Origin of the sequence: Fictibacillus sp. b24, assembly GCF_030348825.1 — a bacterium.
GTDB lineage: Bacteria > Bacillota > Bacilli > Bacillales > Fictibacillaceae > Fictibacillus.
In genome coordinates, this window is the sequence record NZ_JAUCES010000005.1 from 1,290,924 (window position 1) to 1,315,573 (window position 24,650).

Genomic DNA, 24,650 nt, shown 5'->3' on the forward strand with positions numbered 1-24,650 from the left:
AGTCATCATGGCAAAAAAAGTTTTAGTACTTGCAGAATCCCGTGACGGTGCATTACGTAATGTTTCATTTGAAGCAATTGCAGCAGCAAAAGAAATTTCTGGCGGAGGAGAAGTGTTCGCTGTATTATGTGGTGACTCCGTTCAAGCGTTAGCAGCAGAATTATTCCACTATGGTGCTGACCGTGTTCTTGTGGCTGAAGATGAGAAACTGGCAAACTATACACCAGATGGTTATTTTCAAACATTGAAGCAAATCATCGACGACGAGAGCCCGGAAGCCATCGTATTCGGACATACATCACTAGGTAAAGACTTGTCACCAAGACTTGCAGCACGTTTAGAATCAGGACTGATCTCAGATGTAACAGGTCTTGAACAAGCTGGTGAGAACACTGTATTTACTCGTCCTGTATATTCGGGGAAAGCATTTGAAAAGAAATTAATTTCCGATGGACTAGTATTCGTGACGATTCGTCCAAATAACATCACCCCTCTAGAAAAGGATGAGTCTAAAACAGGTGATGTTAAGTCAGTTTCTGTTGAAATCAAGGACATAAGAACAATTGTAAAAGAAGTTGTTCGTAAAGCATCGACAGGGGTTGACCTTTCTGAAGCTAAAATAATCGTTGCGGGAGGCCGCGGTGTGAAATCTGAAGATGGATTCAAACCTCTTCAAGAGCTTGCGGATGTACTTGGAGCAGCTGTTGGTGCTTCTCGTGGAGCTTGTGATGCTGATTATTGTGATTATTCACTTCAAATTGGCCAAACAGGTAAAGTAGTTACTCCTGATCTGTATATTGCTTGTGGAATCTCAGGAGCTATTCAGCATTTAGCTGGTATGTCCAACTCAAAAGTTATTGTAGCAATCAATAAAGATCCAGAGGCAAGCATCTTCTCTGTTGCTGATTATGGAATCGTAGGAGATCTGTTTGAAGTAGTACCTTTATTAACAGAAGAGTTTAAGAAAGTGTTAGTATAGAAGAAAAACGTTTAAAACGTCCATACATTGGACGTTTTTTTTAAGCGAATATGGAGGGTGTTAAATGACTACAATCGCTTTTATTCGTCACGGTGAAACAGATTGGAACACAGAGAGAAGGGCGCAGGGCTGCAAGGATATACCTCTAAATGATAAAGGAATATATCAGGCTGCGAGGCTATCAGAAAGATTGATTGATGAAAAATGGGATGTCATATATGCCAGTCCCCTTAAAAGAGCGTTTAAGACTGCTGAAGCTTTAAGTGGTGTGACGGGTTTACCTGTAATAGCCGATGAAAGACTTCGTGAAATCTCGTTCGGTGAGACAGAAGGGACAACGGAAGCTGAACGGGTTGAACGCTGGGGAGAGGATTGGATGAATCTTGATCTCGGCAGAGAAACGAATGAAGAGGCTGATTTTCGCTGGAGAGCAGTGTTAAAAGAAATTACTGTAAACCACAAAAATCAAAAAGTGATTATTGTGACACATGGTGCACTCCTTGTAAGAATATTTAAGGATCTTCTTCAAGACAAGACGGATCAATGGTATGGACTGAACAACACTTCATTTTCTGTTTTCCAACTAACACCGCAAGATCGCTGGAAATGCGAATTGTTTAACTGCCAAAAGCACCTTGAGGAGACAGCAACTATTTAACGTTTGTCGAAATGAAAACTTGGGTACCATAAGGTTGAGCAAACTATTAGCAACTGTGTAATTTGTAAGATATACTTTGTTTACACTTTGTTATTTAAAAGGAGGGCCAAATAAATGGCTATTGTTAATGCGTCAGATCAAACATTTAATACAGAAACGAATGAAGGTTTAGTACTTGCTGACTTTTGGGCACCATGGTGCGGACCTTGTAAAATGATTGCTCCAGTACTTGAAGAAGTAGATCAAGAAATGGAAGAAGTAAAAGTAGTAAAGCTGGACGTTGATGAAAATCAAGAAACAGCGGGTAAATATGGCGTAATGAGCATTCCTACTTTACTAGTATTCAAAGATGGTCAAGTGGTTGACCAAGTTGTAGGTTTCCAGCCTAAAGAAGCTTTAGTAGAGCTTTTAAACAAACATAAGTAAGCGATCCTCAAAAAAGCCCGAACTTCGGGCTTTTTTTTGTGGGATAGATTTCAAGTTTTTTTAAATGCGATTCAATGTAGTTTAAAAGTAGTTGATTTACGCTCCAGGCAGCTCGCTTTCCACGGGGCGTGCGGTGAGCCTCCTGCCGCTTTGCGCCATTAGGAGTCTCCACCTGTCTAGCTACAGCGGCTAGCCCCTCGAGGTCAAAAGTTAAATGGACCACAAGGCAAAGTGTGCCTAGCTAGCCCATTCACCTTTTGCTGGTCGGGGCTGAACGAGCCACTTCCGCTTTTCGGACTGACCGCTCGTCCCGTAGGAGTCTCGCCACCTTGCGCTCCAATCAACTTGCAAATGAAGAGAGAATTCAATCAAAAGTAACATTTCTTTTGAAAAGAACCATTATGAGTTGCAGCTAGGCAGGAGAAGCATAACTGATGAGTTCAGGTGATCAACCGCATACAATCAAGCATTAAAGAAAGGAAATCAACTAATATTTCTAAAAGAAAAACCATCCCTTTTGTACTATTTTCTAGGAAATATTGTCGATAAATGAATGTATATGGTAATTTAATCACGAGAGTATAATGATTTACCTCATACATGATATGATTAAAGAAAAGACTGCAATGAAGTTAAAGGGGGATGACATTGACCTCTATATCGGTAAAACAAAAATTAATGCTGCTTCCTGATCAGCCTGGATGCTACCTCATGAAAAATGAGTTCGGTAAAGTAATCTACGTAGGTAAAGCAAAGGTTTTAAAAAATCGAGTGAAATCTTACTTTTCAGGAACACATGATGGCAAAACACAAAGACTCGTCAGTGAGATCAGAGACTTTGAATATATTGTCACCTCTACTGAGATGGAAGCATTAGTTCTCGAGATGAACCTAATAAAAAAGCATGATCCTCGGTATAATGTCATGCTGAAAGATGATAAAAGCTATCCATATTTAAAAATTACTTCTGAAAAACAGCCAAGACTATTATACACAAGGAAAATAAAAAAAGATGGCGGCAAATATTTTGGACCGTTTGTAAATGCATATGCGGCCCAAGAAACGAAAAAACTGTTAGACCGTATTTTTCCACTAAGAAAATGCGACACGATGCCTAAACGAGTGTGTTTGTACTATCACATTGGTCAATGTTTAGGGCCGTGTGTTTACGATATTACAGAACAAGAAAACAAGAAGATGGTAGAAGGCATTGTGAAGTTTCTCAATGGCGGATATCAAGATGTGAAAAGCCAGTTATCTGAAAAGATGCTTGAAGCGTCTGAAGCCCTAAATTTTGAAAGAGCAAAAGAACTTCGCGATCAGATTCAGCACATAGAAGCTGTAATGGAAAAGCAGAAGATGATGACAGCAGATCTAGTGGATCGGGATGTCTTTGGCTATCACTTTGATAAAGGCTGGATGTGTGTTCAAGTCTTTTTTATCCGTCAAGGTAAAGTGATCGCTAGAGATATTTCAGTTTTTCCTTTTTACGGAGAGGCTCACGAGGATCTACTTACATTTATTGGTCAGTTTTATCTGCAAAAAAATCATCTGCTGCCTAAAGAGATTCTGCTTCCGCAAGAAGTTGACGCTGAACTCGTTTCAGAGCTTCTTCAAGTAAAAGTTCTTCAGCCAAAAAAAGGCCAGAAGAAAGAGCTAGTTGAATTAGCGACTAAAAATGCGACCCTTGCTCTTAACGAAAAATTTGCTTTGATTGAACAGGATGAAGCTAGAACAATAAAAGCAGTAGAGAACCTGGGTGAGAGAATGGGTGTAGCTCCACCATATCGAATAGAAGCGTTTGATAACTCCAATATTCATGGAACAGATCCTGTTTCGGCGATGGTGGTTTTTGTAGATGGAAAACCATATAAGAAAGATTATAGAAAATATAAGATCAAATCGGTGGAAGGTCCTGATGATTATGCTTCCATGAAAGAAGTCGTCAGAAGAAGATACACAAGAGTATTAAGGGAAGAAGGGGAATTTCCAAGTTTGATTCTTATTGATGGAGGTAAAGGTCAGATTTCAGCCGCTCAGGATGTTTTAGAAAATGAGCTCAATCTTTTTATACCTGTTGCAGGACTGTCGAAGGATGACAAACATAGAACGTCACAACTATGGATAGGTGACCCTCCAGAAATGATCCACTTGCCGCGAAACAGCCAGGAATTTTATCTTTTGCAGCGTATTCAGGATGAAGTGCATCGATTTGCAATCTCGTTTCATCGTAAAGTACGTTCTAAAAGTATGTTTGAGTCCACATTAGATAATATAGCGGGGATTGGGGATAAAAGAAAGAAGATGCTTCTTCGCCATTTTGGTTCGTTGAAAAAACTAAAGGAAGCGTCTGTCGAAGAGATACAAGAAGCTGGAGTGCCTAAACCTGTTGCTGAACTCATTACAAAAGCCTTTTTATCAAATGAGTAGTTGCAGTTAAAGAATAACTTTGTTAAAATGAATCCAACTTTATAAATAATGCCATGCTTCGAATGAAGTGATGGTAGAGGAGCAGGAACCAATAGTAGACCATCTGAAGAGAAGAAGCTCTTAAGATGATGGAGGAAAGGGGATTCTTGCCGAAGTGTAAAAGGACTTCTAGCCTTTTATGCTGGACCTGTATTGAATAAATACAGAGCTGTCACACAAGTCCCCCCAGGATTTGTGTGGAGGACTATCTCACTAGGGGAAACAAACTTGGCTTGCTGCGGATAATAGCAACAATAAGGTTTTTTCCTTATTGTTGCTTTTTTTGTTTTTACTTTCAGAATAATATAACTTTTCCCGCATGATCGATTATCTGCTGGTGAAAGTTATTGTTGAGAGTATTAGTGCAACTAAGTAGACGTGAATAGATTGAACGTCAACAAAGTTTTCTATTAAAAGAGATAGATTATTACAACAAGAAGGGAATTAGAGAATCATGGGGAGAATCGTACAAAAATTTGGCGGTACAAGTGTTGGTTCAGTTGAGCGGATACAAAATGTTGCAAAACGGATCATCCATGAAGTTGATGGCGGGAATGAAGTCGTTGTTGTCGTATCTGCAATGGGTAAAACAACAGATGAGCTTGTAAGACTGGCTGGAGAAATCAATCGTAATCCTTCCAAGCGTGAAATGGATATGCTTCTTACTACAGGAGAACAAGTTACGATTGCACTATTAACGATGGCTCTTCATCATGAAGGATACAAAGCTCAATCCTTAACAGGCTGGCAAGCTGGGATTCAAACAGAAAATGCTTTTTCGAATGCTAGGATACTAGACATAGATTCCGAAAGAATAAACGGTTTGCTAAAGGAAGGAAACATTGTTGTTGTAGCTGGTTTCCAAGGGCTGATCTCTGAGACAAAAGATATAGCTACTCTTGGAAGAGGCGGATCGGACACTACAGCCGTTGCATTAGCAGCAGCATTGAAAGCTGACCGATGTGATATCTATACAGATGTTACTGGCGTTTATACGACCGATCCTCGAGTAGTAAAATCAGCAAGAAAAATACCTTCTATCTCTTATGATGAGATGCTGGAAATGGCGAACCTTGGAGCAGGAGTTCTGCACCCTAGAGCAGTAGAGTTCGCGAAAAACTATTCCATTTCGTTAGAAGTTAGATCGAGTATGAGTGAAGAACGCGGAACGTTAGTAGAGGAGGAAGCATCAATGGAACAAAACTTAATGGTAAGAGGTTTGGCATTTGAAGGGAATATAACGAAAATCACAGTTTCAGCGATTCCTAATGAGATCCATGCATTAGCGGAACTGTTTACAATACTTGCTTCAAACGGAATTAATGTAGATATTATCATTCAAAATGTATTAAATGAAGAAAAAACAAATATTTCATTTTCGATAGAATCGAGCTCTTTATCAGAAACACAGGAAGTACTTGCTGCTCATCAAGAACAATTAGGATTTGAATCCATTAGTTATGAAGGGGAGCTTGCTAAAGTTTCTATTGTAGGATCAGGAATGATTTCTAATCCTGGTGTAGCTGCTAAAATGTTTAAAGCTTTGTCAGATAAAGATATTATGATTAAGATGGTAAGCACATCAGAAATTAAGGTTTCAACCGTTGTTAAACAACAAGATATGATTAAGTCTATTGAAACGCTGCATGATATATTTGAATTGGATGCACGTGTTCCAGTACAGAACACGTAATGAAAACATTTAAAAAGCCGGCTTATGCCGGCTTTTGTGTTATTCGATCGTATCTTTTTTATCCCATTGAACGGTGATGGAAACTTTGTTCCGTTTAACAGATTCTAATGCTTCGGTCGTACATTTTTTTTGCAGCTGGACTTGTTCTGCCAGAAAACCTGCTTCTAAGCTAAACGTTTGGTGATTGAAATTCTCGATTCGCTGCTCAATGAGAACAGAGTGTAAGGAGAACAGCATCTCTGTTTTTGATGCTTCAATCATTTCAAGATTACCCCAGCCTGCTTCAATAAAAAATGCATGTACTTCTTCCATCGTATGTAAAGGATATTTTCTGGCTAAGTGTCTTCCTGCCCAATATAGAATATTTCGTTCTTGTTTACCGAGAAGTTCAGGCAACAAATCGCTTCGAAGGATCTCATACCCAAAAGCTGAAACAGAAAGCTGTTCTACAGGGGTGTTATCATCCTTTGTTTTTTGTTTAAACATTCTGCATCCCTTCTTTCTATTTTCATTATAACGGGAATGCTGTTTAAACTCTAGAGCAACTATCGGTATTTGTCGAAAATCTTAGCAGGAAAAAACGTTGATTTATCAATAAAATTTACGCATTAAGTTGTTAGCGTTTTCTTGACGGTGTCAAACGATGGGAGTAAAATGGACATGTTGCTAGTTAATTAAACTAATTGTTTAACACTCATCCTCTAAAAGAGGAAACTTAAAACGCTTACATGTGGAGAGGAACAAAGATTAGCAGCCAGAGAGAGGCTAAATTTGAAGGGGGCAAGAAAATGGCTGGCAGTAGAGATTTTATTAACAGAAGAATTCATTCATTATTAGGAGTAATTCCGATCGGGCTTTTTCTCGTTCAGCATTTAGTTGTAAACCATTTTGCAACAAGGGATGCTGAAGCATTTAACAAAGCGGCGCACTTTATGGAAAGTTTACCGTTTCGTATTTTCCTAGAAACGTTTGTTATCTATTTACCACTTTTGTTTCATGCAGTGTTTGGACTTTACATTACGTTCCAAGCAAAAAATAACGTTACCCGTTATGGCTATTTCCGAAATGCGATGTTCCTTGTTCAGCGTGTAACAGGTGTGATCACATTGATTTTTATCGCTTGGCACGTTTGGGAAACACGCGTACAAGCTGCATTGGGACAAGAAGTAAACTTCAATATGATGGCAGATATATTAAGTTCTCCATTCATGGTTGCCTTCTATCTTGTAGGTGTTTTATCTGCGGTATTCCATTTTGCTAACGGATTATGGTCGTTCTTTGTCAGCTGGGGCCTTACAGTTTCGCCTCGTTCACAGAAAATTTCAACATACGTAACAATGGCTGTATTCGTAGCTCTTGCTATTGTTAGCGTTAGAACAATCTTTGCATTCATTTAAAAGGGGTGAGACAAATTGAGTAATCAAAAAATTATTGTTGTTGGCGGAGGTCTCGCCGGATTAATGGCTACAATTAAAGCAGCTGAAGCTGGTGTTAATGTTGACCTCTTCTCAGTAGTTCCAGTAAAACGTTCGCATTCTGTTTGTGCTCAAGGTGGTATAAACGGTGCTGTAAATACAAAAGGTGAAGGAGATTCACCGTGGGAGCATTTTGATGACTCTGTTTACGGAGGAGACTTCTTAGCAAACCAGCCGCCTGTAAAAGCAATGTGTGATGCGGCACCAGGAATCATCCACTTAATGGACCGTATGGGTGTTATGTTCAACAGAACGCCTGAAGGATTGCTTGATTTCCGTCGTTTCGGTGGCACTCAGCATCACCGTACAGCATTTGCAGGTGCTACAACAGGTCAGCAATTATTATATGCACTTGATGAGCAAGTTCGACGTCATGAAGTTGCGGGTCTTGTAACGAAGTATGAAGGCTGGGAATTCTTATCTGCAATCATTGATGACGAAGGCCAATGCCGCGGAATTACGGCTCAAAACTTAAAAACGATGGAGATCGTAAGTTTTCCTGCTGATGCTGTTATTATGGCAACTGGTGGCCCTGGTATTATCTTTGGTAAGTCAACAAACTCTGTCATTAACACAGGTGGCGCTGCATCTTCTCTTTATCAGCAAGGTGTTTATTACGCAAATGGTGAGTTTATTCAAATTCACCCAACTGCTATTCCTGGTGATGACAAGCTCCGTCTAATGAGTGAGTCAGCACGTGGTGAAGGTGGACGTGTTTGGACATATAAAGATGGGAAGCCTTGGTACTTCCTTGAAGAGAAATATCCAGCTTACGGTAACCTTGTTCCTCGTGATATTGCAACTCGTGAAATCTTCCACGTTTGTGTAGATCTAAAGTTAGGAATTAATGGCGAGAACATGGTATACCTTGATCTTTCCCACAAAGATCCTAAGGAATTAGATATTAAGCTTGGCGGAATTATCGAGATCTATGAGAAGTTCATGGGTGATGACCCACGTAAAGTTCCAATGAAAATCTTCCCGGCTGTTCACTATTCAATGGGTGGCATGTGGGTAGATTATGATCAAATGACAAACATTCCGGGTCTTTTTGCCGCTGGTGAATGTGAGTATCAATTCCATGGCGCTAATAGATTAGGAGCAAACTCATTGCTTTCTGCTATTTTCGGAGGTATGGTGGCAGGTCCATCTGCTGTTAAGTATATTAAAGGATTGGAAAAAACGGTTGAAGATGTTTCTTCTTCTGTATTTGACAACCAAGTGAAAAAAGATCAAGAAGTATACAACAATATCCTTTCTATGGATGGAACTGAAAATGCATACGTGATCCATAAAGAGCTAGGTGAATGGATGACGGACAATGTAACAGTGGTTCGCTACAACGATAAGTTAAAGCAAACGGATGAAAAAATTCAAGAGTTGATGCAGCGTTACAAGAACATCAATATTAACGATACATCTAAGTGGAGCAACCAAGGTGCGTCGTTTACTCGTCAGCTTTGGCACATGCTGCAGCTTGCTCGTGTTATTACTCTTGGGGCGCTTAACCGTGATGAGAGCCGTGGAGCACATTATAAGCCTGACTTCCCAGAACGTAATGACGAGCAATGGTTAAAAACAACAAAAGCGAAATTCAATCCTGCGACAAACGGACCAGATTTTGAATATGAAGAAGTAGACGTTTCGCTTATCCAGCCACGTAAACGTGACTATTCTAAGAAGAAGGCAGGGGTGTAAGTATGAGCACAAAAATGGTGAAATTCATCATCTCTAGACAGGATAACCCAGAAACTGCCCCATATTTAGAAGAGTTTGAGATTCCTCATCGTCCGAATATGAATGTAATATCTGCTCTTATGGAAATTCGTAGAAACCCAGTAAATTCAAAAGGGGAAGCTACGACTCCCGTAACGTGGGAGATGGGATGTTTAGAAGAAGTTTGTGGTGCTTGTTCAATGGTGATCAACGGAAAGCCTAGACAATCATGTACGGCTCTAGTTGATCAATTAGAACAGCCGATTCGTCTTGAACCAATGAAAACTTTTCCGGTTGTCCGTGACTTGGCAATCGACAGAAGCAGAATGTTTGATGCGCTTAAGCGAGTTAAAGCCTGGATTCCAATTGACGGTACGTACGATCTTGGACCTGGTCCTCGTATGCCTGAAACGAAACGCCAATGGGCATATGAGCTATCAAAATGTATGACTTGCGGAGTATGCTTAGAGGCATGTCCAAACGTTAACTCAAAGTCAGACTTTATCGGTCCTGCACCATTATCACAAGTTCGTCTGTTCAATGCACATCCAACAGGTGAAATGAACAAAGAAGAACGTTTGAATGCGATCATGGATGACGGAGGACTTGCTTCTTGCGGTAACTCTCAAAACTGCGTACAGTCATGTCCAAAAGGTATTCCTTTGACAACATCGATTGCAGCACTAAATCGTGATACAAGTTTCCAAGCATTTAAAAACTTCTTTGGAAGCGATCGTTAAGGATCTGTTATATGAATTAAACAAGGCTTCTCTCTTTTAGGGAGAAGCTTTTTTTACAAGGCTGTTTCTTATACAATGTTGCTTTTGTTAGTAATTGATTTCCGCTCCAGGATGCTCGCTTTCCACGGGGCGTACGGTGAGCCTCCTGCCGCTCTGCGCCATTAGGAGTCTCCACCTGACCGCTCGTCCCGTAGGAGTCTCGCATCCTTGCGCTTCAATCAATTTGCAAATGAAGAGAAAAATAGAACTCAAAGAAATACTTATAGAAAAGAGCCATTTAAAATATAGTTGATCGTCGTTTCAGAATATTGGCTTTCAAGGGAGCGTACAAAGAGTCTCCAAAAAAATGGACATTCAAGACAAGACAACCCAACAGTAACCATTTTTCAGAAAAAACTCTTCAATAAGACAGGATATTCTCTTAACAAGATTGTACAAATGCAATGTTTATAGAGTGGTGTCCATTAGATTTTCTATTTGAGAGAGGCGGTAAATGATGGCTAGACAAGATTACATATCAAATATGGATGAGTGGAGCAGTGGTTTTTCTTTTTATCACGAATTGCAAGTTAGATTTGGTGAGATCGATGGATTTGGACATGTGAATAATACGAATATCTTCACCTATATGGAAGAAGCGAGAATAGCGATGTTTAAGGAATTGGGATTAATGGCTGATTGGGGAGCTCCTAATTCGGTAGAAATTCCGGTTGTCGCAGACCTTCAATGTGATTATCTGGCTCAGATCATGTACGACGAAAAATTAAGAGTACATGTAAAAATCAATGAAGTAGGATCATCTTCCATCGACATTCATTACTTAGGTATAAATGAAAAGCAAGTTCCTGTTTTTACTGGAAGAGGTGCAATCGTACAGATTTCTAGGAAAAGTGGACGTCCTGCCAAGTGGAATGAAGAGCTAAAACAACAATTAAATAATTTTTCTGACAAAGCCCGTGTTTAAAAAATGGGCTTTTTTTATTGTATATGTTTAATATTATTCATCTTTTTGATTGAACCAAGTCACTCACATCTGCCTTTTTACATACTATATGTTGACTAAATACTTCCAATATTCGTTGGCGGTTCCTAAACCCTAGCAAGGAGGGGTGAATTCATTGAAAGATAAACACTACCGACCGAAGCCTCTACTTACAAAAAGAGAGAGAGAAGTTTTCGAACTATTGGTCCAAGATAAGACTACAAAAGAGATTGCAGAACAGCTGTTCATTAGTGAGAAAACAGTTCGAAACCATATTTCGAATACCATGCAAAAGCTTGGGGTTAAAGGACGCTCTCAAGCCGTTGTAGAGTTATTGAGGCTTGGAGAACTCGAGATTTAGTCAGAAAGCGGCTTTCAAGCGAAAGCCGTTTTCAGTTTGCATGAAGAAAGTATGCGGAATTTTATGAAGCTGTTTTCGTATGCTTTGTTGCTTTTTAAAGAAGCTGCAGAGATTTTATCTGCCCAGGTTTCCTTGCAGGCAAAAAGTGTAATTGATTTTTCTGACCTTTTTCAGCTATGATGAAGGTTATGATGTTAATGGTTTATGGACCTAAATGAAAAAGGTGAAAATTCATGAACAAAAACCTCCAAGTAAAAAAAGTTCTTAACAATAATGTGGTAATTGTCACTGATTCTACGAGCGAAGAACGAATCGTAATTGGAAAAGGGATCGGCTTTGGAAAAAAGCAAGGCGAACCGATTCTGCCTGATCAAGTGGACAAGCTGTTTGTTTTAAAAGATGAAAACGAGCAGGAACAATATAAGACTCTTTTGAATCATATAGATGAAAAAATTGTTGAATTGATTAATGATGTTATCGTTCATATAAGAGCAAGATTTGAGAATGACTTGAATGAACATATTCATGTAGCTTTAACAGATCACATCACATTTGCCATTAAACGATTGGAGCAAGGTCTGGATATAAAAAATCCATTTCTCACCGAGACTCAAACACTATACCCTAAAGAATATACGGTTGCAGAAGAAGTTATTGAGATCATTAACAAGTCTCTTTGCATTCACCTTCCTGAAGGGGAGATTGGATTTGTTGCACTCCATATTCATAGTGCAATTACGAATAAAAGTGTGACGGATATTAAAAAACATTCTCAATTGATTAATACACTGATGCAGATGGTTCAGCATTCATTAAACTTGACGATTGATACAAAAAGCATCAATTATTTGCGGCTTGTTCGCCATTTGCGTCATGCGATAGAGCGGATATCTATGGGTGATATTATGGAAGAACAAGAAAAGTTAGCAAAAGTGTTGAAAGAAGAATATCCGATATGCTACAATTTGGCTTGGAAGTTAATAAAGGTGATGCAAAACACCTTAAACAAACCCGTGCCACATGCAGAAGCTGTTTATTTAACCATGCATTTGCAAAGGCTTTCGCGTTATGACAATTAAGACAAACTGTAATAAGTAAATGAATATACCATACATCGTTTTTACGTGTTACTGATTCGATCAGGCATAAGTAAGAAACAAAAGTGTAGCAGTCATCTAATTAGGATATATTAATATCTGATTAGACAAATTTGCTCATGTTTCTTATTTATGTCTTTTTTTGTTTTATGCGGAAGTAAATGGAAGGGTTATCATAATAAAAGGAGGACTTCCTATGTGGAAAAAACTTTTTGGTGTTTTACAGCGCGTAGGTAAAGCACTTATGCTGCCGGTAGCAATTCTGCCAGCTGCAGGTTTGTTGCTTGCCTTTGGTAATGCGTTCAAGAACCCAGCATTGATTAAAGTAATACCAGCATTAGATGCATCATGGTTTCAGCTTGTTGCAGATGTAATGGAGAAATCTGGTGATATTGTCTTTGCCAATCTATCCTTGCTATTTGCAGTAGGTGTTGCCGTTGGACTTGCTGGCGGTGAAGGTGTAGCTGGATTAGCTGCGATCATCGGATACTTAATTATGAACGTGACGATGAGTGTTATTGAAGGGGTTACACCTGATATGATCGGAAAAGATCCTTCTTTTGCGAACGTACTAGGTATCCCAACGCTTCAAACAGGTGTGTTTGGAGGTATCATCGTTGGTATTTTGGCTTCATATCTATACAAGCGTTTTTACAATATTGAACTTCCCCAGTACTTAGGGTTCTTTGCGGGTAAACGTTTTGTTCCAATCATTACTGCTGTATCTGCTTTAGCACTTGGTATCGTAATGACGTTCATCTGGCCTCCAGTTCAGCATGGACTTAATACGTTCTCTGAAAGTATGATCAATTCAAACTTAACTGTTGCAGCCTTTATTTTTGGAGTAATTGAAAGATCATTGATTCCATTCGGCTTGCATCACATTTTCTACTCACCGTTTTGGTTCGAATTCGGCTCTTACAAGTCTGCTGCTGAAGGACTTGTGCGCGGTGACCAAGCAATCTTCTTTGCACAGTTAAAAGATAACGTTGAGTTAACGGCTGGTACATTCATGACAGGTAAGTTCCCGTTCATGATGTTTGGACTTCCGGCCGCGGCTCTTGCTATGTATCACGAAGCACGTCCTGAGCACAAGAAAGTTGTAGCAGGTATCATGGGTTCAGCAGCTCTAACATCCTTCTTAACAGGGATTACTGAACCGCTTGAGTTTACGTTCTTATTTGTTGCTCCAGTACTTTTTGGAATTCATGCTATTTTTGCAGGACTTTCTTTTATGGTCATGCACTTGTTAAATGTTAAAATAGGGATGACATTCTCTGGTGGTGTAATTGACTACTTGCTGTTCGGAGTTCTTCCTAACCGTACGGATTGGTGGCTCGTTATTCCTGTAGGTCTAGTCTTTGCTGTTATTTATTATTTCGGTTTCCGTTTTGCGATTCGCAAATGGAACTTGAAGACACCAGGACGAGAGATCGTTGATGATGAAGTTGAAACGAATATTGGTGCGTCCAATAAAGATTCTCTTGCAGCGAACATTTTAGAAGGCCTTGGCGGAGAATCCAATATATCTAACCTTGATGCGTGTATTACACGACTAAGGGTTTCTGTTAATGATCCTAAGGAAGTGGACAAAAATCGTTTGAAAAAGCTTGGAGCTTCCGGGGTCCTTGAAATGGGCAACAACATCCAAGCTATCTTCGGAACACGTTCTGATACGATTAAGAGTGAAATTCAAGATATTATTAATGGTAAGACAGTAGCTAAGCCGAAAAATATCGAGAAGACGCCTGAACAAGGAAAAGTTGTTGATACGAAAGAAACGGAAGTTGTTAATCCAACATCTTCAATTTCTACTGATGATCGTTTCGTTTCACCGATTAAAGGGAAAATACTTTCGATCACAGAAGTTCCTGATCAAGTATTCTCAGGAAAAATGATGGGTGACGGATTTGCAATTGAGCCAGCGGAAGGCTTGGTGGTTTCACCGGTTAATGGTAAGATAATCAATATCTTCCCGACTAAACATGCCATTGGTATTGAGTCAGACTCAGGTAAAGAAATCCTAATTCATTTTGGTATCGACACAGTCAAACTTAAAGGTGAAGGATTTGAGAGCTTTGTTTCTGAAGGTGACAAAGTGAAAGCTGGCCAAAAGATCCTAAAGGTCGATCTGAACTTTGTTAAGGAAAATGCTCCATCTATCATCACGCCAATCGTGTTTACGAACTTATCGGGTGAAACGGTTTCCGTTGAAAAAACAGGAACTGTCGCTATTGAAGAAGAAAATATTATTACATTTAAAAAATAAAGGGGTAATTATCATGGCAGAAAAAACATTCAAAGTAACTAGCGAATCAGGAATTCACGCACGTCCAGCAACAACATTAGTTAACCAAGCAGGTCAATTCAGCTCAGATATTACACTTGATTACAACGGAAAAAGCGTTAACTTAAAATCAATCATGGGTGTTATGAGCCTTGGAATCCAACAAGGATCTTCAATCGTGATTAAAGCAGAAGGCTCAGATGCAGAAGAAGCAATTGCAGCATTAGAAGATGTTATGAAAAAGGAAGGGCTTGGTGAGTAATGTCTGAAAAAATTTCAGGTATTGCAGCATCAGCCGGCATCGCAATCGCTAAAGCGTTCGTTCTTCAAAACCCTGAATTAACGATTGAAAGAAAATCAATTACAGATTCAGCGAGTGAAATCGAGCGTTTTGATTCGGCGCTTTCTGTCTCAAAAGAAGAACTTTCTGTTATTAAAGAAAAAGCGAACAAAGAACTAGGTGAAGATAAGGCAGCTATTTTTGCTGCCCATCTTCTAGTATTAAGCGATCCAGAACTAGTTGATGCTGTAAAACAAAAGATTGAAAATGAAAAAATGAATGCTGAAGCAGCAATGGACGATGTGTCATCTATGTTCATTAATATGTTCGAATCAATGGATAACGAATATATGAAAGAACGTGCAGCAGATATCCGTGACGTTTCAAAGCGCGTTTTAGCACACTTGTTAAATGTAACTTTTACTACACCTGCAAGTATTTCTGAAGAAGTTGTCATTCTTGCTGAAGATTTGACTCCTTCTGATACTGCTCAATTAAACCGTAATTTCGTTAAAGGTTTTGCAACAGACATCGGAGGGAGAACTTCTCACTCTGCGATTATGTCTCGTTCGATGGAAATTCCTGCAGTAGTTGGGACTAAAACGATTACTGAAAAAGTTGAAAACGGTGTAATGATAATCATCGATGGTTTAGATGGACATGTTATTGTAAACCCTTCTGAAGATGAAATTGCTACTTACGAAGAAAAACAAAAACAATATCAAAAACAAAAAGAGGAATGGGCAAAGCTAGTGAATGAAAAAACATTCTCAAGCGATTCCGTTCAAGTAGAACTTGCTGCAAATATTGGTACACCTGCAGATGTTAAAGGTGTATTGGAAAACGGAGCTGAAGGTGTAGGATTATACCGTACAGAATTCTTGTACATGGGCCGTGACCAGCTACCTACAGAAGAAGAGCAGTTCAAAGCTTATAGTGAAGTTCTAGAGAAAATGGAAGGAAAACCTGTTGTTATCCGTACGCTTGATATCGGTGGTGACAAAGAGCTTCCTTATCTAAATCTTCCAAAAGAAATGAACCCTTTCCTTGGATTCCGTGCGATTCGTCTTTGCTTAGAAGAACAGGATATTTTCCGTACACAGCTTAGAGCACTTCTTCGAGCTAGCCGTTATGGAAACTTGAAAATTATGTTCCCTATGATCGCGACACTTGGAGAATTCCGTGCAGCTAAAGGAATCTTAACAGAAGAAAAAGAAAAGCTCGTCGCAGAAGGAATTGAAGTTTCTGATTCGATCGAAGTTGGTATCATGGTTGAGATTCCATCAACTGCTGTGATGGCTGACACATTTGCTAAAGAAGTAGACTTTTTCAGCATCGGTACGAACGATTTGATTCAATACACAATGGCGGCGGACCGTATGAATGAACAGGTATCTTATCTGTATCAGCCATACAACCCTGCTATTTTGAGACTAGTTAAAATGGTTATCGACGCGGCTCACAAAGAAGGTAAATGGGCCGGAATGTGCGGTGAGATGGCCGGAGATCCAATCGCGATTCCTATTCTGTTAGGATTAGGGCTCGATGAATTCTCAATGAGTGCCACTTCTGTATTACCAGCACGCAGTCAGATCTTAGGTTTATCTAAAGAAAAGATCAGCTCGCACATCGATCAAATTTTACAAATGGAAACGATGGAAGATGTCGTTAAATTTGCAGAAGAAAACTTCTAAATAAGAAGAAGGGACTATGGGAGATTCCATAGTCCTTTTCTTTAGGTTGATTCAAAAAGCTGGTTACTTTAAAGTGGTTTTGGTCACGCTTCATTGACAAGTTGATTGGAGTGGAAGGTGTGAGACTCCTGCGGGACAGGCGGGCAGGTGAGACACTTAAGAGTGAAACGTTCAAATGTGGCTCACCGCCTGCCCCGCGGAAAGCGAGCACCTGAAACGGAAATCAACCACTTTCACGAGCTGCAAGAATGCAAATATTGTTTTTTTAACGATTATTATTGCAATTTCATAAGATTATTAGCAAAATAGAAAACAATGATTAACGCCAGTATGGTATATAGAGATGAGGCGATGTTTTTGAACAGACCGATCGGAGTCATTGATTCTGGAGTGGGAGGCTTAACGGTAGCAAGAGAGATCATGAAGCAGCTCCCAAAAGAAGAAATTATTTATTTAGGGGATACAAAAAGGTGTCCATACGGTCCAAGACCATTTGAAGAGGTTAGGGCGTATACATGGGAAATGATTAACTATCTGTTAAAACAGGAGATAAAAATGCTAGTTATAGCATGTAATACAGCAACGGCTGCCGTATTAGAAGAAGCCAAGAAAGAGCTGAATATTCCTGTTCTCGGGGTCATACATCCAGGGGCGCGTTCTGCTTTAAAAGCAACTCGAAACAATCATGTTGGCGTAATAGGGACTGTGGGTACTATTAATAGTGGGGCATACAAGCAGGCTCTTAAGCAGATTCGCAACGATGTTATTGTTGAAAGTTTAGCTTGTCCACTATTCGTACCTTTAGTGGAACAAGGAAAACTCTCAGGTGAAGAAACACTCAACGTTGTCTCAGAAACTCTTTATCCATTAAAAGATGTTTCCATTGATACGTTAATACTCGGCTGTACACATTACCCGCTATTACGCCCAGTAATTCAGCAGGTGATGGGAGAGCACATTAAGCTGATTTGTTCTGGTGCAGAAACAGCACGTGAGGTTTCTGTCATCCTCGATCATAGTGGCCTTTTGAATACAAAAGACGCGAGACCTAACCACCGATTCATAGCTACAGCAGAAAGCAGTCATTTTCTTCAAATCGCAAACCATTGGCTTGACCGTAAAATTGAAAAAGTAGAGTGCGTTTCATTATAAGATGCAAAAGAGAGCAGAATCCATTATTAAAGGTTCTGCTCTTTTTATTTTTTGTACAAGTGGTCTAACAGAACAATATGGCTCGTATACATAATAGTACAACCACTTGAGGAGGGAAAGTATGCGCAAAATGATGAAATCAGGGGCTCCGTTGCTTTTGTTGTCAGTGTCTTTGCTGGTATCGGGTTGCGGAATTGGGGGAGAGAAAGCAGGAAACGAGCTTGATCCCCCAAAAGTGAACTATGTGAAGGAAGGGCAGTCGCTTGGCAAGAAAGATAAAGCGGCAAGCGCTGAACAAACACAAAAAAGACAGTTGTTTTTATTCGACAGCAATGGAATGGTTGTGCCACAAGTCTTGGCTCTTCCAAAAAATGATGAAACAGCAAAGCAAGTCTTGCAGTATCTTGTTAAAGATGGTCCTGTAAGCAATATTCTGCCTAATGGATTTCAAGCAGTATTACCCGCAGATACAGAGGTTCTATCTGTAAACATTAAAAAGGGGACAGCGACTGCAAACTTCTCTAAAGAATTTACTGAATATAATGCTACAGATGAAATGAAAATTCTCCAAGCTATTACATTTACACTTACTCAGTTCGATAATATTAAAAAGGTGAAAATTCAAATCGACGGAAAGAACCAAAATTCAATGCCTGTAAACAATACCCCTGTGGGTGACGGTGTAAGCAGGGTAGACGGGATTAACCTCGAGAATGGCAGCGTTGCTGATATTACAAACAGTGAACTCGTAACTCTGTATTTCTTGGCTCAGACTCAAGACCAGACGTATTATGTTCCGGTCACACGCCGAGTAGCAAAGGAAGGAACAGATAAAGTTACCGCAACGATCAAACATTTGATCGATGGCCCGTCTGCAGAAAGCAGCCTTCTTACAGACTTTAGAACAGATGTGAAGCTATTGAGTACACCTGTAGTTAAAGATGGTGTAGTTACACTAAACTTTAACGGCGCTTTGCTAGATAACAAAGAAGAGAGCATGATTGCGGATGAAGTATTGAATTCTATCGTTCTTTCTTTAACTGAACTTTCAGAAGTAAAGAAAGTAGCGATTAAAGTAGATGGTAAATCGAAAATCTTTAATGAAAAAGGCAAGGAACTTACAGCACCGGTTTCAAGACCAAAAGAAGTAAATACAGGTGAATTTTAAAATCAAATAGGTTGTGATACAGTAAAGAGACGAGAGAATCGTCTCTTTTTTAATGAGGTATGTTGTTCTGTAAGTAGATGATTTCCGTTTCAGCCGCTCCCTTTCCGCGGGGCGACCGGTGAGCCCCTTGCCGCTTTGCACCTTTAAGGGTCTCACCTGATCACTCGTCCCGCAGGAGTCTCGCGCCTTACACTCCAATCAACTTGTCAATGAAGAATGGACAAACACAAACAAATGAATGAAACAAATTATTTAAAAGAGGGCCAATTAAAGGCTGTTATCTTTTGTAGTTATTGAAAAAATAGTTGATTTTAGTTCTTGTTGTCTCTTTCTAGGGGTGTGCTGTGAGCTGCATTGTCTGCTAGCGAGAAATAGCAGTGAAGGGACTTTTTCGCCTTTTGACCAGTGAAAAGCCTCTCAGGTGGCACCTATTGCAGCAAACTTTTGGAAGGGTTTTTTTAAAAAAGTTTGTGCTTTCACTCCTTATTTTTCTTTTCTTCTTTGACGGTTGAATGGAGTGTAAGATGCGAGACTCCTGCGGGACAGGCGGGCAGGTGAGACACTTATACGTGAAACGTACAAATGTGGCTCACCGCGTGCCCCGCGGAAAGCGAGCATCTGGAACGGAAATCAACTACTTCCATAACGACAAAATTTTACGAAAAGAACTATTTAGAAAACGGAGGTTTTACATAATGAAGATCTTAATCGCTACAAAAAACAAAGGAAAAGTAAAGGAATTTCAATCCATGTTTGAGAATCTTGGGTGTGAGATCCTCTCTTTATCAGATATTGAAGGAAGTCCTGATGTCGAAGAAACAGGAACGACGTTTGAAGAAAATGCTATCTTAAAAGCGGAAACAATCTCTCTCCAGATGAACATACCCGTGATAGCTGATGACTCAGGCTTAGAGATCGATGCTTTGGAAGGAAAGCCTGGCGTTTATTCCGCAAGATATGCAGGGCTGCAGAAAAGTGATGAAGATAATATGAACAAAGTTTTAGCTGAACTTCAAAACGTACCTGAAACACAAAGAAGTGCTCGATTTGTATGTGCGTTGGCTTTCGCAAGGCCGAATAGAAAGACCATTGTTGTAAAAGGTGAATGTGAAGGTGGAATTTTGAGAGAAAAAAGAGGATCTCAAGGATTTGGGTACGACCCTATCTTCTTTGTTCCTGAATTAAATCGTTCTATGGCCGAACTTGCGAAAGAAGAAAAAAATAAAATAAGCCACAGAGCTGTTGCCCTAATGAAACTAAAGAACCTGATCAATGAGGAGGATCTGCTATGGGAAAAGCCTTAATCGTTAGTGATAGTCATGGTTTAACAGATGAATTAGTAACGTTAAAGAAGCGTTTTGACAGTGAAGTTGACTTAATGATACATTGCGGTGATTCCGAATTATCGACAAATGCAGAAGAACTGTCTGGATTTGTAACTGTAAAAGGAAATATGGATTATTTAGGCGATGATTTCCCCAATGAAGCGATTGAACTGTTAGGACAAACATGTATATATATAACACACGGTCATTTGTATGATGTGAAGATGTCATACCTTTCTCTTGCTTATCGAGCCGAAGAAACTGGGGCAAAGATAGCTTGTTTTGGACACTCACATGTTGCTGAAGCCTTTGAACGTGAAGGGATGATTTTCATCAACCCAGGAAGTATAAGACTGCCAAGAGGGACATTTGAAAAGACATATGCAGTTCTTGAGATTGAAGAAGGAATAGTCTCAGTAAGTTTTTATTCACTAGATGGTATACGTATAGATCAGTTATGTAAGACCTTTGGGGAAAAGATAAATAATAAAAATAAAAAAGTTTAAGAAAATGGTTGACTCTTTTTTAGATATCATGTATATTTAGTTATGTCGTCGCGACAAGATCTAAATTGTCTGCGGGTGTAGTTTAGTGGTAAAACAAGAGCCTTCCAAGCTCTGGTCGTGAGTTCGATTCTCATCACCCGCTCCATTTGTTTTTCTCACGTTCAAATGGCACATGAAAAGTTACATCTAAAGTTTACAGATCTTACATTTAAAATGCATGTCATAAAAACATATTTGTATCCACGGTCGACAGGTGGAACAAATCACTGTGTGCCCGCAGCGCATGGTAATTGCGGAAAGCGCATTGCTATGCGGAATGGGCTCCAATACATATGTCCCAGTAGCTCAGCCGGATAGAGCATACGCCTTCTAAGCGTACGGTCGGGAGTTCGAATCTCTCCTGGGACGCCATAATACTTACATACAACAATTATCGACACACCTTATGTCCTCCATTAAAGGACATAAGGTGTGTTTTTTTGTTTGTTAATTTTTTTTTGCTCTTTTCTAAAAGAGGGATGCTGTTGAGGCATTTATTTGAATCACTTCATTGATAAGTTGATTGTAGTGCAGGGTGCGAGACTCCTGCGGGACAGGCGGGCAGGTGAGACACTTGAGAATGAAATGTCCAAATGTGGCTCACCGGCTGCCCCGCGGAAAGCGAAGCACCTGGAACGAAGATCAACTACTTTCAAAACCACCAATGATTGTGTAAGGCTCTTTTTTTATCGCACTAATTGTAAGCGCTTTATAAATGTTTACAATACGTTTTTATATGACTCAATATCCTTATGTCCATGGGAATGTAAGCGTATACAAAATAACTGAAAAGTCAGAATATAATAAAAAAACTATAAATTCATGGTTGACCCTTACGGAATATGGGCGTAATATTGTCAACAATTATTAAGTTATTTTTAAAAAATTCTAATAATTTGAAATGTAAAGAAAAGGAGGATCACGATGCAGGAGCAATGGGTTTACGTTAATGGTGAGTACGTATTAAAGGAAGACGCCAAAGTCTCAGTTTATGATCATGGATTTTTATATGGAGATGGGGTGTTTGAAGGTATTCGTGTTTACAACGGCAATGTATACCGTTTGGACGAACATCTTCAACGTTTATACGAATCGGCTCAATCCATTATGCTTAAAATTCCACACACTAAAGAAGAGTTAACAGACATCATTGTCGAAACGCTCCAGAAAAATGAATATCGTGATGCTTATATTCGATTAGTTATCTCACGAGGAAAAGGAAATTTAGGACTGGATCCTTTCTCTTGCGGCCAGCCGGGTGTCATCGTAATTGCAGAGCAGCTTGCTCTTTTCCCTAAGAAACTATATGAGACTGGCTTAGAAATCATCACGGTGGCAAGCAGAAGAAATCGTCCGGATGTATTAAGTCCTAAAGTAAAATCATTAAATTACTTAAACAATATTTTAGTCAAGATCGAAGCGAGTCTTGCAGGTGTAAGTGAAGCGCTTATGCTAAACGATCAAGGCTATGTGGCGGAAGGTTCAGCTGACAATGTATTTATTATAAAAGGCAATACCATTAAGACGCCTCCAGGTTACTTAGGAGCTCTAGAAGGAATCACGCGAAACGCGATTGTCGAGATTGCACGCGACCAGGGCTACAACATGGTGGAAGAACCGTTTACGAGGCACGATGTTTATGTAGCGGATGAAGTATTCTTAACCGGTACGGCTGCTGAAGTTATAGCAGTTGTAAAAGTGGATGGCAGAGTTATCGGAAACGGTGCTCCAGGTGAGCATACAAACAAACTTTTAGAATCCTTTAGAAAAAAAGTAGTTGAAGAAGGTGTGAAAGTTTATTCAAATCAATCCGTTCAAGCGGGATAAAAGAAGTATAGGAGTGTTACAGATATGCGCAGTAATATGATCAAACAAGGAATCGATAGAGCCCCGCACAGAAGTCTTCTCCACGCAGCGGGAGTTGCACCAGAGGATATGGATAAACCATTTATCGGTGTTTGTAATTCCTATGTTGATATTATTCCGGGGCATATGCATCTCAACAAAGTTGGTGAGTGGGTAAAAGAAGCCATTAGAGAAGCAGGCGGAATACCTTTTGAATTTAATACGATTGGCGTAGATGACGGTATTGCGATGGGGCATATTGGAATGAGGTATTCGCTTCCGAGCAGAGAAGTCATTGCAGACGCTGCAGAAACCGTGATTAATGCCCACTGGTTTGACGGTGTGTTTTATATACCAAACTGCGATAAAATCACACCTGGTATGCTGATGGCGGCTGTTCGAACGAATGTACCAGCCGTATTTGTTTCAGGCGGTCCGATGGAAGCTGGTAAATCAATGGCAGGAAAATCGCTTTCTCTTGCCTCGGTCTTCGAAGGGGTTGGATCTCACCTTGCTGGAAAGATGACTCGCGAAGAACTATTGGAACTTGAGACGAGTGCCTGTCCGACTTGCGGATCATGCTCTGGTATGTTTACCGCTAACAGCATGAATTCCATTATGGAGATGCTAGGAATTACATTACCAGGCAATGGTACGCTCGTAGCTACATCAGATGATAGAAAAGCATTGTATAAAGAAGCTGCAGTATCACTTATGGATCTTGTGAAAAACGACATTAAACCTAGAGATATTATCACAAAAGAAGCTATTGATGACGCTTTTGCATTAGATATGGCGATGGGTGGCTCAACTAACACTGTTCTCCATATGCTTGCGATAGCAAATGAAGCTGAGATTGATTATGACTTGTCGCGAATCAATGAAATTGCAGAAAGAATTCCCTATCTCTCAAAGATTAGTCCAGCTTCAGATTATTCCATGCAGGATGTTCATAGAGCTGGTGGTGTCAGCGCTATCATCAATGAACTTTGTAAAATGGAAGGTGCTATTCATAACGATCGATTAACGATTACCGGAAAAACGCTGGAGGAACGAGTGCGTCACGCTGAAATTTTAGATGACGATGTTATCCGAAGAAAAGAAAACGCTTATTCACCAGTTGGCGGCTTATCTATCCTTTACGGAAACGTTGCGCCAGATGGCTGTGTCATCAAGGTGGGAGCAGTTGATCCTTCCATAAAAACATTTCAAGGTGAGGCGATCGTCTATGAATCACAGGAAGAGGCGATCCAAGGTATCAATAATGGAGAAGTTAGGGAAGGCCATGTCGTGGTCATTCGATATGAAGGACCAAAGGGTGGCCCGGGAATGCCAGAGATGCTTACTCCTACATCAGCGATAGCGGGTAGAGGGTTAAGCACTAAGGTGGCGTTAATAACAGACGGCAGATTTTCTGGAGCTTCAAGAGGTATCTCAATCGGCCATATATCACCTGAAGCTGCTCAAGGCGGACCAATCGCTTTTGTAAATAATGGAGATCCGATTCTAATCAATCTAGTAAATAGAACGATTCAAGTTTTGTTAACGGAAGAAGATTGGATCGAACGAAAAGGAAACTGGGTAAAACCTGAGCCGAAGATCAAGAAAGGCTATTTAGCTCGGTATGCCGCACTCGTAACATCTGCTAACACTGGAGGAATCTTAAAAATTTAATACTATAAAACGATGACGGAGAACAATGGTAGATGTGGAATACACAGAGAGCCGGTGGTTGCTGTGAACCGGTTATTCCTAATA

The 24,650-nt window shown here is 39.9% G+C and carries 25 protein-coding genes, 2 tRNA genes, 1 riboswitch and 1 other annotated feature (1 of these 29 only partly in view); of the genes, 24 read left to right on the forward strand and 3 right to left on the reverse strand.

Annotated features, from left to right (window positions below; all coding sequences use genetic code 11):
- Nucleotides 1-7: 7 nt before the first annotated feature.
- The 3 genes from QUF49_RS06530 (at nucleotide 8) to trxA (ending at nucleotide 2,063) form a co-directional block, all read left to right on the forward strand.
- Nucleotides 8-979, forward strand: coding sequence for an electron transfer flavoprotein subunit alpha/FixB family protein (locus tag QUF49_RS06530; RefSeq protein WP_289494914.1), 972 nt, complete (start codon nucleotides 8-10; stop codon nucleotides 977-979).
- 64 nt (nucleotides 980-1,043) lie between these two features.
- The gene (locus QUF49_RS06535; RefSeq protein WP_289494915.1) at nucleotides 1,044-1,637 is read left to right on the forward strand and encodes a histidine phosphatase family protein; all 594 of its coding nucleotides are present in this window, start codon (nucleotides 1,044-1,046) and stop codon (nucleotides 1,635-1,637) included.
- Between the two features lie 114 nt (nucleotides 1,638-1,751).
- Nucleotides 1,752-2,063 (forward strand): thioredoxin, encoded by a 312-nt coding sequence (gene trxA, locus QUF49_RS06540; RefSeq protein WP_066396676.1) that lies wholly within the window; start codon nucleotides 1,752-1,754, stop codon nucleotides 2,061-2,063.
- Between the two features lie 237 nt (nucleotides 2,064-2,300).
- Here trxA and QUF49_RS06545 read toward each other — a convergent pair whose 3' ends face one another.
- Nucleotides 2,301-2,444: a hypothetical protein gene (locus QUF49_RS06545; RefSeq protein ID WP_289494916.1), complete on the reverse strand. Its 144-nt coding sequence runs from the start codon at nucleotides 2,442-2,444 to the stop codon at nucleotides 2,301-2,303.
- Between the two features lie 261 nt (nucleotides 2,445-2,705).
- On the opposite strand from QUF49_RS06545, the gene uvrC reads away from it, so the two are divergent.
- Together uvrC and QUF49_RS06555 are read left to right on the forward strand one after the other, a co-directional pair.
- Nucleotides 2,706-4,493: an excinuclease ABC subunit UvrC gene (gene uvrC, locus QUF49_RS06550; protein ID WP_289494917.1), complete on the forward strand. Its 1,788-nt coding sequence runs from the start codon at nucleotides 2,706-2,708 to the stop codon at nucleotides 4,491-4,493.
- A gap of 66 nt (nucleotides 4,494-4,559) precedes the next feature.
- Nucleotides 4,560-4,748: riboswitch (Lysine riboswitch) on the forward strand.
- A gap of 238 nt (nucleotides 4,749-4,986) precedes the next feature.
- Complete coding sequence (locus QUF49_RS06555) at nucleotides 4,987-6,225, forward strand: aspartate kinase (RefSeq protein ID WP_289494918.1); 1,239 nt, start codon at nucleotides 4,987-4,989, stop codon at nucleotides 6,223-6,225.
- 39 nt (nucleotides 6,226-6,264) lie between these two features.
- On the opposite strand, the gene QUF49_RS06560 is transcribed toward QUF49_RS06555, so the two are convergent.
- Nucleotides 6,265-6,711 (reverse strand): YslB family protein, encoded by a 447-nt coding sequence (locus tag QUF49_RS06560; RefSeq protein WP_289494919.1) that lies wholly within the window; start codon nucleotides 6,709-6,711, stop codon nucleotides 6,265-6,267.
- A 302-nt stretch (nucleotides 6,712-7,013) separates the two neighbouring features.
- Here QUF49_RS06560 and QUF49_RS06565 point away from each other — a divergent pair, with 302 nt between their 5' ends.
- Genes QUF49_RS06565 through sdhB form a run of 3 tightly spaced genes read left to right on the forward strand, consistent with a single transcriptional unit; the run spans nucleotide 7,014 to nucleotide 10,156 of the window.
- The gene (locus tag QUF49_RS06565) at nucleotides 7,014-7,622 is read left to right on the forward strand and encodes a succinate dehydrogenase cytochrome b558 subunit (RefSeq protein WP_289494920.1); all 609 of its coding nucleotides are present in this window, start codon (nucleotides 7,014-7,016) and stop codon (nucleotides 7,620-7,622) included.
- 15 nt (nucleotides 7,623-7,637) lie between these two features.
- On the forward strand, nucleotides 7,638-9,398 hold the full coding sequence (gene sdhA, locus QUF49_RS06570) for a succinate dehydrogenase flavoprotein subunit (RefSeq protein ID WP_289494921.1): 1,761 nt from the start codon (nucleotides 7,638-7,640) through the stop codon (nucleotides 9,396-9,398).
- Nucleotides 9,399-9,400: 2 nt separating this feature from the next.
- On the forward strand, nucleotides 9,401-10,156 hold the full coding sequence (gene sdhB / locus QUF49_RS06575) for a succinate dehydrogenase iron-sulfur subunit (RefSeq protein WP_066243540.1): 756 nt from the start codon (nucleotides 9,401-9,403) through the stop codon (nucleotides 10,154-10,156).
- Nucleotides 10,157-10,172: 16 nt separating this feature from the next.
- Here sdhB and QUF49_RS06580 read toward each other — a convergent pair whose 3' ends face one another.
- Complete coding sequence (locus tag QUF49_RS06580; protein WP_289494922.1) at nucleotides 10,173-10,361, reverse strand: hypothetical protein; 189 nt, start codon at nucleotides 10,359-10,361, stop codon at nucleotides 10,173-10,175.
- Nucleotides 10,362-10,652: 291 nt separating this feature from the next.
- Here QUF49_RS06580 and QUF49_RS06585 point away from each other — a divergent pair, with 291 nt between their 5' ends.
- The 16 genes from QUF49_RS06585 to ilvD all read left to right on the forward strand — a co-directional run bounded on the left by QUF49_RS06585 (nucleotide 10,653) and on the right by ilvD (nucleotide 24,566).
- Nucleotides 10,653-11,120, forward strand: coding sequence for an acyl-CoA thioesterase (locus tag QUF49_RS06585; protein ID WP_289497592.1), 468 nt, complete (start codon nucleotides 10,653-10,655; stop codon nucleotides 11,118-11,120).
- A 154-nt stretch (nucleotides 11,121-11,274) separates the two neighbouring features.
- Complete coding sequence (locus QUF49_RS06590; RefSeq protein ID WP_066243534.1) at nucleotides 11,275-11,499, forward strand: helix-turn-helix domain-containing protein; 225 nt, start codon at nucleotides 11,275-11,277, stop codon at nucleotides 11,497-11,499.
- A gap of 233 nt (nucleotides 11,500-11,732) precedes the next feature.
- Entirely contained in the window at nucleotides 11,733-12,578 is an 846-nt protein-coding gene (gene glcT, locus QUF49_RS06595) for a glucose PTS transporter transcription antiterminator GlcT (protein WP_289494923.1), read from the forward strand.
- Between the two features lie 214 nt (nucleotides 12,579-12,792).
- Nucleotides 12,793-14,865 (forward strand): glucose-specific PTS transporter subunit IIBC, encoded by a 2,073-nt coding sequence (gene ptsG / locus QUF49_RS06600; RefSeq protein WP_289494924.1) that lies wholly within the window; start codon nucleotides 12,793-12,795, stop codon nucleotides 14,863-14,865.
- Nucleotides 14,866-14,878: 13 nt separating this feature from the next.
- Nucleotides 14,879-15,145 carry a phosphocarrier protein HPr gene (locus QUF49_RS06605; RefSeq protein ID WP_289494925.1) on the forward strand — a complete coding sequence of 89 codons (267 nt, stop codon included), beginning with the start codon at nucleotides 14,879-14,881 and terminating at the stop codon, nucleotides 15,143-15,145.
- On the forward strand, nucleotides 15,145-16,857 hold the full coding sequence (gene ptsP / locus QUF49_RS06610) for a phosphoenolpyruvate--protein phosphotransferase (RefSeq protein WP_289494926.1): 1,713 nt from the start codon (nucleotides 15,145-15,147) through the stop codon (nucleotides 16,855-16,857). Before QUF49_RS06605 ends, ptsP begins: the two co-directional genes overlap by 1 nt.
- Nucleotides 16,858-17,019: 162 nt before the next feature.
- Nucleotides 17,020-17,166 carry a hypothetical protein gene (locus QUF49_RS06615; protein WP_289494927.1) on the forward strand — a complete coding sequence of 49 codons (147 nt, stop codon included), beginning with the start codon at nucleotides 17,020-17,022 and terminating at the stop codon, nucleotides 17,164-17,166.
- 48 nt (nucleotides 17,167-17,214) lie between these two features.
- Nucleotides 17,215-18,009 carry a glutamate racemase gene (gene racE / locus QUF49_RS06620; RefSeq protein WP_289497593.1) on the forward strand — a complete coding sequence of 265 codons (795 nt, stop codon included), beginning with the start codon at nucleotides 17,215-17,217 and terminating at the stop codon, nucleotides 18,007-18,009.
- A gap of 121 nt (nucleotides 18,010-18,130) precedes the next feature.
- Nucleotides 18,131-19,177 (forward strand): GerMN domain-containing protein, encoded by a 1,047-nt coding sequence (locus tag QUF49_RS06625; protein WP_289494928.1) that lies wholly within the window; start codon nucleotides 18,131-18,133, stop codon nucleotides 19,175-19,177.
- A 524-nt stretch (nucleotides 19,178-19,701) separates the two neighbouring features.
- Nucleotides 19,702-20,481 carry an XTP/dITP diphosphatase gene (locus QUF49_RS06630; RefSeq protein WP_353958299.1) on the forward strand — a complete coding sequence of 260 codons (780 nt, stop codon included), beginning with the start codon at nucleotides 19,702-19,704 and terminating at the stop codon, nucleotides 20,479-20,481.
- Nucleotides 20,466-21,008, forward strand: a complete 543-nt coding sequence (locus tag QUF49_RS06635; RefSeq protein ID WP_289494929.1) for a metallophosphoesterase family protein — start codon at nucleotides 20,466-20,468, stop codon at nucleotides 21,006-21,008. The genes QUF49_RS06630 and QUF49_RS06635 overlap by 16 nt, the downstream gene beginning before the upstream one ends.
- 71 nt (nucleotides 21,009-21,079) lie before the next feature.
- Nucleotides 21,080-21,153: transfer RNA gene (locus QUF49_RS06640), tRNA-Gly, on the forward strand.
- 189 nt (nucleotides 21,154-21,342) lie between these two features.
- Nucleotides 21,343-21,419, forward strand: a tRNA-Arg gene (locus QUF49_RS06645).
- A 163-nt stretch (nucleotides 21,420-21,582) separates the two neighbouring features.
- On the forward strand, nucleotides 21,583-21,723 hold the full coding sequence (locus QUF49_RS06650) for a hypothetical protein (RefSeq protein ID WP_289494930.1): 141 nt from the start codon (nucleotides 21,583-21,585) through the stop codon (nucleotides 21,721-21,723).
- Nucleotides 21,724-21,971: 248 nt separating this feature from the next.
- Nucleotides 21,972-22,874, forward strand: a complete 903-nt coding sequence (gene ilvE, locus QUF49_RS06655; protein WP_289494931.1) for a branched-chain-amino-acid transaminase — start codon at nucleotides 21,972-21,974, stop codon at nucleotides 22,872-22,874.
- Between the two features lie 24 nt (nucleotides 22,875-22,898).
- Nucleotides 22,899-24,566, forward strand: a complete 1,668-nt coding sequence (gene ilvD, locus QUF49_RS06660) for a dihydroxy-acid dehydratase (RefSeq protein ID WP_289494932.1) — start codon at nucleotides 22,899-22,901, stop codon at nucleotides 24,564-24,566.
- Nucleotides 24,567-24,569: 3 nt separating this feature from the next.
- Nucleotides 24,570-24,650: a binding site (T-box leader), on the forward strand (it continues 188 nt past the right edge of the window).